Genomic DNA, 10,892 nt, shown 5'->3' on the forward strand with positions numbered 1-10,892 from the left:
TTTCTTATTCATATTTTCTCAAAAGTTACTAGACAAAAACAATAAATAAAATCTTTAAGAAGAAATAACTGTCGTTTGAACATTGATATCAATATTCAGCTTTTTCCGCAAAACATTCAAAATAGCAGTCAGATTATCCATTGTCGGATTACCTTTTGCCGATAACATCCGGTGTAAACTCTTGCTAGGTTTAGAAGTTTCAATTGCCAATTGTTCAAAACCTACCGTTGCATTAACAATATCTCTCAAAATCAATCTTGCTGTTTCTGGTTCACCATTCAGGAAGAGAAAAATAGCTTCATCAAGTAGAGCTATTGTGAACTGAGAATCTTTTTCCACTCGTGCGTTAATAGTTTCTTTGAAATCTCTAGTAAGTGCCATAATAACTACCTTTTCTCTTTATTCTTGTTGTCATTCTCTTGGTTTATCGTAAGTTCTTTTTTTCGCTTTTTGTACTCTTGGTACAATTCTTTAGCACGACTAATATCAGATTGCTGATTTTTCTTTGTCCCTCCACCAAATAATACTATAAATTGCTTACCATCCTGAGCCAGATAAATCCGATATCCTGGACCCCAATCAATTTTATATTCACCAATTCCCTCAAACCATTTAACATTTGATGTATTACCTAACTCCAGACGAAACTTAGCCACAGTCACCTTCGCAGCAGCTTGAGCATTCAATCCATCAAACCATTCTTGATAAGGACTGGAACCATCTTCTTTAAGATATTCTTCAACTTTCATAACAGAGACAGTCTTATAGTAACTTATATGTTACCATGCGTCAAGCAGTATTATTCTAAATAAACCTAAAATTACAATATAGGTTTTTCAAACAGTAGCAAAGCCAAGATAAAATCCATAATAAAAATTGCCACCCAAGTAGTAACAACTGCTGTTGTGGCTGACTCTCCCACTTCCTTTGCACCTCCTTGAGTTGTCAGTCCCCAATTACAGCCATTAACAGAAACTATAGCCCCAAAAATTAACCCTTTAAGTAAAATAATAAAAATATCTGATGGTAATAAAAACGCTCTCACCGATTCTAAAAATGTTTCGGGAACAACTTGATAAAATTGTGCAGCCGCAAAAGCCCCGCCAATTATACCTGTGACTACAGCAAAAATCATCATTACAGGCATCATTAAACAGCAAGCAATGACTCTAGGTAAAACTAGATAATCAATCGGATCTGTTCTGAGCATATATAAAGCGTCAATCTGCTCCGTCACCCGCATTGCCCCTAATTCCGCAGCAAAGGCTGAACCAACTTGTCCAGCGATAATACTAGCAGTAAGAATCGGCGCTAGTTCTCGACAAAATGCTAAAGCAAATGCACCTCCAACACTATCTACAGCCCCAAATCTCACTAATTCCCTAGCGGTTTGAATAGTGAAAATCATCCCCGCAAAACCGTTAACTAGCAAGACTGGAGAAATAGAAGCCGGGCCTGCCGTTACCATATGTTCTAATATTTTGCGATAGTAGGTTTTTCCGCGCAGGAAATGCAATAGAATTTGACCGAACAACAGAAATGATGACAAACAGCGAATTATCCAAGATTGTTCTAAATTTCTTTTTGGTTGCAAGCAGTTTACGGCCACTAATTGAATTTTGGTACTTGGGAATTATGACAACTTAACCTTAGATAAACAAAGTATTCCAATCACTAATTGCATTTTTTTGAGCAGTTAATAATTGCTGGATACCTTGTTCAGAAAAATCTAGCATTTGATTTAATTGTTCACGGCTAAAACTACCTGCTTCGGCTGTTCCCTGAACTTCAATAATTCCCATTTTATGATTCATGACTACGTTAAAATCCACATCTGCGGCTACATCTTCAACATAGTTAAGATCCAAAAATGGTTCACCCTCCAACAAGCCTACAGAAACTGCTGCTATTTGTCCACATAAAGGCGATCGCTCTAAAACTCCCTGCTGCAATAATTGAGAAATAGCATGAGCCAAAGCCACAAACCCCCCTGTAATTGCCATTGTCCTCGTTCCTGCGTCCGCTTGTAATACATCTGCATCCACAGTTAGCGTCCGTTCTCCTAAAGCCTCAAAATCCAAGGCAGCCCTTAAACTCCGCCCAATTAAACGCTGAATTTCCTGTGTTCTGCCCGATAATTTCATTAATTCCCGTTCCTGGCGTTTCTGGGTAGCAGAAGGCAACATTCTATATTCAGCTGTCAACCAACCCTTACCACTACCAGTTAAAAATCTAGGTACTCCTTCCGCAACGCTGACGGTACACAGAACTTGAGTATCACCACATTTAGCTAAAACAGAACCAGGTGCAAAGCGGGTGAAATTAGGATAAAAACTATGGGGACGGAGTTCACAGGGGGTTCTCCCGTCAGGACGTTGCCAAGTCATCGAAGTTGCCTCAAAATTTTTGCTTACTGCCTTATAGAATAACTGAGTAATAGCAATAAAACTATTTATTACCAATTACCAATTACCAATCACCAATTACCAATTACCATTATTTAGGACTTGCTTGAGACGGACTTTAATAAATTCAATCATCATTTGATCTGGAACTGACTCTCCATCTTCCAAATAAGGTTTAGCTTCCATAACTAAATCATTTAATTCACCATAGGCACTATTTTGACTATTTCCAGATATGGCTGCTCGTAAAGTTTCACCGGTAGAAACCAAGGGAACATCAAAAAACTTACCAAGCTTTTGGGCTTGAGTGCTTTTTCCTGCCCCTGAACCCCCTAAAATTACTAATCTCACCACAACTTAACCCTCATATATAAAATTCACTATTTTTGCAGGATATTTTGTTATAGCAATCTTAAATCATTTGTAGAAAAAATATCTCTAAATCAGTGAAAAAGTTAAAACTAAATATCAAGGCGGTTTTACTTATGAATACTGCTGTATGATAACTATATGTTTTGCTATCAGCGAAGATTTGCATTTAATTGTAAGTCATTAAATTTATAGTGAGTTTTTAAACTTTGCCTTATGGTTGCCCAACTAGAAACCCCAGGTCTAAATTCGACTCTCAGCTTACCATATTCCGTAGAAGGACTATTGCAAGTTTTTACTAGTTCCCAGCGGAGCTTTTTTACGAGCGTCATGGCACAAGCGCTGAGAATTGCTGGACAAGGTACACCAGTATTAATAGTCCAATTCCTCAAAGGTGGTATTCGTCAAGGACATGAACGACCTACCCAAATGGGAAAACATTTAGATTGGATTCGCTGTGATTTGCCCCGTTGTATTGATAGTTCCGATTTGGACGCAGCCGAAAATCAGGCTTTACAAGAACTTTGGCAACATACCCAAAAGGTAGTTAATGAAGGTAAGTATTCTTTACTGGTATTAGATGAGTTGAGTTTAGCGGTTAATTTCGGTTTAATTCCTGAATCTGAGGTTTTAGAGTTTCTTGCTCACCGTCCTCCTCATGTTGATATTATTCTCACAGGTTCTCAGATGCCAACGTCTCTTTTAGATGTGGCAGACCAAATTACAGAAATTCGTCGCAGTCATCAACCTTAAGTATTAAGATATCCTAGTAACTTGGTTTAAATTATTTGTGAACTTGTGATTAAAAACGACATCTGGATTACCGAAATGGCTCAAAAAGGCATGATTTCGCCTTTTGAGTCGAGTTTAATTCGTAAATTGCAACCTGATTCATCTGTAGCTTGTAAACCTGTGATTAGCTACGGTTTATCTTCTTATGGCTATGATATCCGGCTTTCTGGCGCTGAATTTCGGATTTTTCGCCACATTCCTGGTACTGTGATTGATCCTAAAAACTTTAATCCTCAAAATCTAGAGTCTACTCAATTACATACAGATGAAAGTGGTAGCTATTTTATCTTACCTGCTCATTCCTATGGTTTAGGCGTGGCATTAGAAAAGCTCGAAGTTCCAGCCAATATTACAGTAATTTGTATCGGTAAATGTTTGACAGGAGATACAAAAATTGTTGATGCAGCTACAGGAGCATATTTACCAATTAAGGAATTTGCAGGTGGACAAACAGCAAGTTATAGAGAAGAAAAGGGGATTATTAAAACTGCTGCTACGACTGTTATACCACAAGGAGTAAAGCCAATCTATCAAGTAACAACTAAAAAAGGTGCGGTTATTCAAGCTACTTCAAATCATCCTTTTTTGACAGAGACAGGATGGAAACCTTTAGAAGAATTAACTTCAGGAGTTAAAATAGCTACTCCTAAATCTATACCAATATTTGGCAATGGAGATTTAACTATTGATGAAGCAACATTACTAGGTTTAATGATTTCTGAAGGTCAATGTCATACTCCTGGTAATAGTCCAACCTTTACATCTGAGGATGAAGTGCTAGTCAATACTTTAAAAAGCTGTGTTAAAACAGTTCTTGACCAAGAAGTGACTTACAAAGGTAAAGATTTTGGTTATCGTTTAGTTAATCAAGTTGGTAGAGGTGGTGTAGTAACTCATAATAGAGCTAATCTATGGTTACAATCTTATGGTTTGAATGTAGGAGCATGGGGAAAATTTGTTCCTCAACAAGTATTTACAGCACCAAAAGTAGTAGTAGCAGCTTTTCTCCGTGCTTTATTTTCTGGTGATGGTAGTGTTTATTTAGTGGGAGAATCTACAAGAGCAAAACCAACTTTAGCTGTTGAATATTGCTCTATTAGTGAACGTCTGATTCGTGACGTTCATCATTTACTATTAAGGTTTGGTATTCCCAGTCAAATTAGAGTTAGAAAGCCAGCAAATGGTCGTAATGCTTATGTTTTAGCTTTTCAATCATCTGAAGCGGTTTTGAAATTCTTTAATCAAATAGGCTTTTTACCAGATTCAATTAAACAAAGAAGATTTGAAGAAAAAATGTATTCTATTCTCTTAGCAACAAAGTCTAGACCACAAATTCATGATCATATACTTTGGGACGAAATTAAATCTATAGAATGTGCAGGAATGGAAGAAGTTTATGATATTTCTGTCCCTGGTTTAGAAAATTTTGTTGCTAATGACATAATTGTGCATAATTCTACTTATGCTCGTTGTGGTATTATTGCCAATCTGACACCTGCTGAAGCGGCTTGGCGTGGTCATTTAACGTTAGAATTTTCTAATTCTTCCAGTGCTGACTGTCGGATTTATGCTAATGAGGGTGTAGTACAATTACTGTTTTTAGAGGGTGAACCCTGTGCTGTTAGTTATGAAACTCGTAGAGGTAAATATCAAGATCAGTTAGAAGTTGTTACAATAGCTCGCGTATAGTCAAATACTTTGGAAAAATAATTTTATTCTCAACACGATATCTTGAAATTATGTTCTGATAGTTAATGATGACTGAAGCCGTTTTAGATCAGCAAGAAGTGACAAAGAGAAACATTAGTCAATTATTGTCACAATTGACTAATATCTATCAAAACACACGCAGCGAAAGGAAGGAAATTGTTACTCAGTTTCCCCCAGATGATGAAGAGTTTTCACTATTAGAAGAAATTGAACTTTTAACAGTAAATTTAAGAGGTTATGCTAGTCAAATTGCAGCTACAGGTCAAATAGTTAATAAAGAGCAGGTAATTTCTCAATTACAAACAATGCGAGTTTTTAGTGTTTCCCCAATTGATAAATTTTACTTTAGCAATAATGGCAAGTATGAACAAATAAAAAATTATATTAGGATGTTGGATTATTTGCGGTTGTTATTGTTAGAATATTTGCAATCTCTTTGAGAGTTAGAAATCAGCACAAATAACTAATTACAAATTGAGTAAAGAGGCAATTACGCAACTGAATTTTTTAATTTCCCTAACCTTCTTATTTTTAATTTTTTGTCACTTGCATTAATGTCTTTCATCTGACCTACTTATTTGCAGTAATTCCCGTTGAACCAAAACCACCAGTTCCTCTAGATGTATCACTTAAGTTATCAACTTCTTCAATTTCAACACGAATTACTGGTGCAATAACCATCTGAGCAATTTTCATTCCTTTTGATATTTTAAAAGGTTTTTTTCCATGATTTATTAAAATTACACCTATTTCTCCTCTATAACCTTCATCTATCGTACCTGGAGTATTCAAAACTGTAATTTGGTGCTTAAGAGCTAAACCACTTCTAGGACGAATTTGAGCTTCGGTTCCTGGGGGTAGTTCTATTGATATACCTGTGTGAATTAATTTGCTTTCTCCAGCAGGAAGTTCTAATTCATCAATTGATATTAAGTCTAATCCTGCATCATTTGGATGTTCATATCTAGGAGTTGTAGCTAAATTGGTTAACTTTTGTATTTTCAGTGTCATCTTGTTCTAGCTCAAAATATGATTCTTTATATTATATTCTAACTTCTACGCAGATCACTTGTAATTAGTGCAATTAACGCACCAAACATTACATATGTTGTTCTATCAGCGAAAGAACTGACTGTATTATACCAATGTTTTTGTGATAGAACTGTGCTATTGGCATCCAGATAAAGATAAAAACATAAACTTAAAATACTAAGTAATATTAAAATTATGTATGGCAATAAATATCGTAAGTTATCCAGCCAATCTTTCTTAAAGATTTTGAAATTATCAGATTCTTTGAGCTTTTTTCTTAACCGTTCTGTATCCTTTCTAAAAGATTCCTCCAACCAACGACTTTCGTCTGAAGTAAGCTGAACTTGTCTGAGCAGTTTTAGTATGTCTGGTCTACCAGGATCATTAGTATGTGGAATAGACGATTTGGTTTTAAGATAATAGAACATGAGAGATACAAAAGTATCTTTCTCTGGGTCTAGTTCTATCGGTTTGTTATTGTGATTATGAACCGCAATCAAAGAAACTCCTTTATAATCTGGATCTAGAGTTGTACCAATATGTCCCATTCCTTGAGAAACCCAAGAAACTTTAGAATGATAAGTTCCAGCAATTTTTTTTGAAACCCAAATAGCTTCATTAGTTTGAATTAAAACTGTAGAGTTTGCAGGAATAATAATTTTGTTTATTGAACTATCATAAGCACTCTTTCCGTCTTGAACTTTCCATGCAAGTTTACTTGCTGTTAGGTTATAACTTGCTCCTTTAAGATTATCTTCATTGAAAGGATATATTAAGATATCCTTACCTAATTCTCGTTTGATATCCCGATCACTTAATGCACTCATAATACTTTTATTGTTAAGTAGTTTAATGAACTGTTTGTAAAAGAAATTGTATCAGTATTGATAATTTACTGCAACTTTAATTTTCCTAAGAATTTATCTTGTTCATAAATAAACTGTTCTTTCATTAACAAAGCCATTTCCGCTTTTTGTAATTCCACACCTAAATACATTGCATGAGATACTTGTAGACCAGGACAATCTGTAAATATTTGCTGGGAAAGTTTATGTGCAGATTTACCACAATAACAATTAACTACTTCTCCAGATCCAGGAGTTGTATGTTCAACAATAATACTACCATCCTGAATAGTAATAATAAAACTACCCGCAGGATCAAAATAGTCTTTTCTTTGAGCAATTTTACTATATTGAGATGAAATTACGTTGGCGACATTTTCAAAACAATCATCATAAATATGGGCACTTTGACTCATGGTAATTAATGCCCCCATTTTTAATATATGATCGGTTTTATTAATTAAAGAATCATAAATATATTTTTGTAAAGCCCTTAATCCCATTGCATTTGCTGGCCAAGCTGAAAACATATCATTACTTCTAAAAGTTGCAGTTAAAGATAGTTCATTATCAACTATTCTCACCCAAATATGATTAAGACAAGGTGGATTATCATTGTCATCTTGACTAGCATCCCATAAAGACATTACAGCCCTAGCGGAATCAATATCATTGGCTAGTTTGTCAATTACCTTTTCAATTTGATCTCGTCCAAACCAAGAACGTAAACGTTGTCCATAGGTGTATTTTACTCCTTCTCGATTGGGTGCATCATCTAATATTTGCGAAATATATTCTTCTAAAAAACTTCTATCTATTGGTAAATAATTAGGTTCAGGAAAATAAAAATCATCAGGTTCTTCCGTAACAACTGCCATTAAATCTATCAATTCTTGCCATTTTCCATCATAACCAGTTGGTCTAATTGTCCCCGTTGTTTTAATTCTGTGGATGATTTTTACCCAAGTTTCAGCAATGGTTTTCCCCTCAATTCTATGTCCATATCGTGTTCCTGGAAAAACATTTGATTCAACTACATTCATGGCGAATTGTAAGGGTGTTCCCCAAGGTGCTACTATTTCTTTTTGGGCGTAATATTGAATTTTCTCGACAGCATCAGAAATTGATATAGCGTCTTGAATTTCTACGGAATGGCGTAATTTTTCCAAGGCATTGATATCAATATCAATATCAATATAACCAGGAATTTGAGAACGAATTACCCAAGATTTTCGCCCCGCATCACTAATATTTTCTTCCACACCATGACGGAAAAAATCGCCTAAACATTGACAAGCACCAGCGTTTTTATCTTCTTTGGTAGCGTTGAGAATAACTAAATAGTGAACGTGGGGATTTAGTAACAAATTGCGAATTAGTAAGTTGATACCCCTGGTAGGTGAGTATAACTGTCCAATTACAGCATATTCGTTTGATTGTAGATGTTTAGCTACAGCTTGCTTCACCATCCACCCTGTAATTACTGCGGTTTGACCGCTACCATAAATCAATTGGTTTGGTTTGTGCTGGGCTGTGTAATAAAATTGGGTTAGTTGGCTACTCACTTGATTTACCAAATTTTTAGATAGCAATCTTTGATTATTTAGGATACAATGATTGATCGGGATTAATCACAAATTATCAAAAAAAGTCTTGAGTACATAATTTGTGTGATAATAATAACCTAAATTATGAATTGATAACGGTGTAATTAGGCATGGATTATCGGGATGCAGGCGTTGACGTTGAAGCGGGTAGAGCTTTTGTAGATCAAATTCGCAATTTGGTTCACAGCACCTTTAGAAAAGAGGTTTTGGGGGGACTGGGTGGCTTTGGTGGTTGCTTTCAACTCCCCACAGGTTACAAAGAACCGGTTTTGGTTTCGGGGACAGATGGTGTGGGGACAAAGCTGAAAATAGCTCAAATTCTCAATCGTCATGATACTGTGGGCATAGATTTGGTGGGGATGTGCGTTAATGATGTGTTGACATCGGGTGCAGAACCGCTGTTTTTTCTAGATTATGTGGCTACAGGTAAGTTAGATAAGGAACAATTAACTCAGGTTGTTGCAGGAATCGCTACCGGTTGTAAATTAGCTGGTTCGGCTTTATTGGGGGGAGAAACGGCGGAAATGCCCGGTTTTTACCAAGTTGGTGAATACGATTTAGCGGGTTTTTGCGTGGGAATTGTGGAAAAGAGCCGAATGCTAGATGGTTCTCAGGTGCAGGTGGGTGACGTAGCTATCGGTTTAGCTAGTTCAGGTATCCATAGTAATGGGTTGAGTTTAGTCAGGAAAATTGTCAGTGATGGTGGTTTTGCTTGGACTGATACCCCAGATTTATTAAATGGTGTATCTATTGGGGAAACTTGTCTCACGCCTACACGCATTTATGTAAAATCTGTTTTAGCTGCGTTGCAATCAGATTTAGAAATTCATGGCATGGCTCACATTACTGGTGGCGGTTTACCAGAAAATTTACCAAGATGTTTAAGTAAGGGTCAAGGGATTAAAATGATCCCCGATAGTTGGACTATTCCTCCTGTCTTCCATTGGTTAGCTGCGGCTGGTTCTGTGGGTGCTGAGGCTATGTATAATACATTTAATATGGGTATTGGCTTTGTGTTATTAGTTCCACCCCAGCAAGCAGAACAGGTAATTACTCATTTTCAATCTCAGGATATCTCCGCTAATATAATTGGTGAAGTTGTCACTGGAGCAGGTGAATTAGTCGGTTTGTTGTAACAATGGTGGTAAACAGATAGAACCTATACGCAAAATTCATATTTTCTTGATGGAAGTAATTAAAAATACTCATCGCCATCAGCGTTAATATTTGCTAACGTAGTCTTAACATATTGCAAAAATCAATTGGTGCAGTTGAGGAAGTATCTGTATTTACTAGTTAGTGGTATTGGTTATATCTCATTTATAAGTGTGGCGTGTTGGTGTTTTGAGAAAAATGTAATTTTCGTGTAGAGGGGTTATGGTTATAAATTTTGCCCGGACTACTGTTTCTAAGGAACTACTAAAGCAAGTATTCCAACGCATTGATGCACAAAGTTGTCCCCAGTTATTTAATTTTCATATGCACACGGTTCACTCGGATGGCAAACTAGAACCGGGTGATTTGATGAGTCAAGCGATCGCAATTGGCTTAAAAGGTCTAGCTATCACTGATCATCACAGTATCAGTGGCTACCAAGCAGCCCTGACTTGGTTGGAAGATTGGAAGTGGAGTAATTCTGATGCTCATGTTCCATATTTGTGGAGTGGTGCAGAAATTAATGCCAATCTGCTGGATAATGAAGTTCACATTCTGGCTTATGCTTTTGAGTCAGAACATCCCAGTATGAAGCCATACTTACAAAAAATTCCTAGTGTCGGCAAGGCTTATCAAGCAGTTAACGTGATTACAGCTATTCACGAAGCGGGAGGACTAGCGGTACTTGCTCACCCAGCCCGGTATAGGCGATCGCATTTTGACCTCATTCCTGCGGCTGCGGGTGATGGTATTGATGGTGTTGAGACTTTCTACGCTTACAATAACCCTAAACCCTGGAAACCTAGTGTGGTGGAAACTGAGGAAGTTCAACAATTAGCGGAAAAATTCGATTTATTTAGCACCTGTGGTACTGATTCGCACGGCTTGAATTTGCTGCATAGGTTGTAAATCTGTATTTACCTCTTTTAAACTCCTGGTTTACTAACCAGGGGAAGTAGGAGTAGGGGAGTAGGGGG

13 protein-coding genes and 1 pseudogene are annotated in these 10,892 nt (G+C 36.6%); 6 read left to right on the plus strand and 8 right to left on the minus strand.

Annotated features, from left to right (window positions below; all coding sequences use genetic code 11):
- Positions 1-54: 54 nt before the first annotated feature.
- The 5 genes from FJR09_RS12370 to FJR09_RS12390 form a co-directional block, all read right to left on the minus strand.
- The gene (locus FJR09_RS12370) at positions 55-381 is read right to left on the minus strand and encodes a DNA-binding protein (protein WP_168652882.1); all 327 of its coding nucleotides are present in this window, start codon (positions 379-381) and stop codon (positions 55-57) included.
- A gap of 5 nt (positions 382-386) precedes the next feature.
- Positions 387-749 carry a type II toxin-antitoxin system RelE/ParE family toxin gene (locus FJR09_RS12375; RefSeq protein ID WP_168652883.1) on the minus strand — a complete coding sequence of 121 codons (363 nt, stop codon included), beginning with the start codon at positions 747-749 and terminating at the stop codon, positions 387-389.
- A gap of 71 nt (positions 750-820) precedes the next feature.
- Positions 821-1,594: an MlaE family lipid ABC transporter permease subunit gene (locus FJR09_RS12380; protein ID WP_015083592.1), complete on the minus strand. Its 774-nt coding sequence runs from the start codon at positions 1,592-1,594 to the stop codon at positions 821-823.
- Between the two features lie 55 nt (positions 1,595-1,649).
- Complete coding sequence (gene rph, locus FJR09_RS12385) at positions 1,650-2,387, minus strand: ribonuclease PH (protein WP_168652884.1); 738 nt, start codon at positions 2,385-2,387, stop codon at positions 1,650-1,652.
- A 96-nt stretch (positions 2,388-2,483) separates the two neighbouring features.
- A complete protein-coding gene (locus FJR09_RS12390) occupies positions 2,484-2,759 on the minus strand; it encodes a nucleoside monophosphate kinase (protein WP_323294578.1) in 276 nt (91 codons plus the stop codon).
- Between the two features lie 231 nt (positions 2,760-2,990).
- On the opposite strand from FJR09_RS12390, the gene FJR09_RS12395 reads away from it, so the two are divergent.
- From FJR09_RS12395 to FJR09_RS12405, 4 genes and pseudogenes are all read left to right on the plus strand, one after another.
- Positions 2,991-3,527 carry a P-loop NTPase family protein gene (locus tag FJR09_RS12395; RefSeq protein WP_168652885.1) on the plus strand — a complete coding sequence of 179 codons (537 nt, stop codon included), beginning with the start codon at positions 2,991-2,993 and terminating at the stop codon, positions 3,525-3,527.
- Between the two features lie 90 nt (positions 3,528-3,617).
- Positions 3,618-3,881 (plus strand): annotated as a pseudogene (gene dcd / locus FJR09_RS26175) (dCTP deaminase); the annotation flags it as partial.
- Positions 3,882-5,255 (plus strand): LAGLIDADG family homing endonuclease, encoded by a 1,374-nt coding sequence (locus tag FJR09_RS12400; protein WP_371416385.1) that lies wholly within the window; start codon positions 3,882-3,884, stop codon positions 5,253-5,255.
- 68 nt (positions 5,256-5,323) lie between these two features.
- Complete coding sequence (locus FJR09_RS12405) at positions 5,324-5,716, plus strand: hypothetical protein (RefSeq protein ID WP_168651495.1); 393 nt, start codon at positions 5,324-5,326, stop codon at positions 5,714-5,716.
- 130 nt (positions 5,717-5,846) lie between these two features.
- On the opposite strand, the gene dut is transcribed toward FJR09_RS12405, so the two are convergent.
- From dut to FJR09_RS12420, 3 genes are all read right to left on the minus strand, one after another.
- On the minus strand, positions 5,847-6,287 hold the full coding sequence (gene dut / locus FJR09_RS12410) for a dUTP diphosphatase (RefSeq protein WP_015083588.1): 441 nt from the start codon (positions 6,285-6,287) through the stop codon (positions 5,847-5,849).
- A gap of 38 nt (positions 6,288-6,325) precedes the next feature.
- Complete coding sequence (locus FJR09_RS12415; protein WP_015083587.1) at positions 6,326-7,135, minus strand: deoxycytidine triphosphate deaminase; 810 nt, start codon at positions 7,133-7,135, stop codon at positions 6,326-6,328.
- 65 nt (positions 7,136-7,200) lie between these two features.
- Complete coding sequence (locus tag FJR09_RS12420; RefSeq protein WP_015083586.1) at positions 7,201-8,718, minus strand: thymidylate synthase; 1,518 nt, start codon at positions 8,716-8,718, stop codon at positions 7,201-7,203.
- Between the two features lie 152 nt (positions 8,719-8,870).
- On the opposite strand from FJR09_RS12420, the gene purM reads away from it, so the two are divergent.
- Together purM and FJR09_RS12430 are read left to right on the plus strand one after the other, a co-directional pair.
- A complete protein-coding gene (gene purM, locus FJR09_RS12425) occupies positions 8,871-9,896 on the plus strand; it encodes a phosphoribosylformylglycinamidine cyclo-ligase (RefSeq protein ID WP_015083585.1) in 1,026 nt (341 codons plus the stop codon).
- A 241-nt stretch (positions 9,897-10,137) separates the two neighbouring features.
- Positions 10,138-10,824 (plus strand): PHP domain-containing protein, encoded by a 687-nt coding sequence (locus FJR09_RS12430; protein ID WP_168652886.1) that lies wholly within the window; start codon positions 10,138-10,140, stop codon positions 10,822-10,824.
- Positions 10,825-10,892 lie beyond the last annotated feature (68 nt).

The sequence above is a fragment of the Dolichospermum sp. UHCC 0406 genome, assembly GCF_009712025.1.
Classification (GTDB): domain Bacteria; phylum Cyanobacteriota; class Cyanobacteriia; order Cyanobacteriales; family Nostocaceae; genus Dolichospermum; species Dolichospermum lemmermannii.

Bases quoted from the DNA above. Each gene is read 5' to 3' on its own strand.
- FJR09_RS12370 (WP_168652882.1), bottom strand. From the start codon at position 381: ATGGCACTTACTAGAGATTTCAAAGAAACTATTAACGCACGAGTGGAA.
- FJR09_RS12375 (WP_168652883.1), bottom strand. From the start codon at position 749: ATGAAAGTTGAAGAATATCTTAAAGAAGATGGTTCCAGTCCTTATCAA.
- rph (WP_168652884.1), bottom strand. From the start codon at position 2,387: ATGACTTGGCAACGTCCTGACGGGAGAACCCCCTGTGAACTCCGTCCC.
- FJR09_RS12395 (WP_168652885.1), top strand. From the start codon at position 2,991: ATGGTTGCCCAACTAGAAACCCCAGGTCTAAATTCGACTCTCAGCTTA.
- FJR09_RS12405 (WP_168651495.1), top strand. From the start codon at position 5,324: ATGACTGAAGCCGTTTTAGATCAGCAAGAAGTGACAAAGAGAAACATT.
- dut (WP_015083588.1), bottom strand. From the start codon at position 6,287: ATGACACTGAAAATACAAAAGTTAACCAATTTAGCTACAACTCCTAGA.
- FJR09_RS12415 (WP_015083587.1), bottom strand. From the start codon at position 7,135: ATGAGTGCATTAAGTGATCGGGATATCAAACGAGAATTAGGTAAGGAT.
- purM (WP_015083585.1), top strand. From the start codon at position 8,871: ATGGATTATCGGGATGCAGGCGTTGACGTTGAAGCGGGTAGAGCTTTT.
- FJR09_RS12430 (WP_168652886.1), top strand. From the start codon at position 10,138: ATGGTTATAAATTTTGCCCGGACTACTGTTTCTAAGGAACTACTAAAG.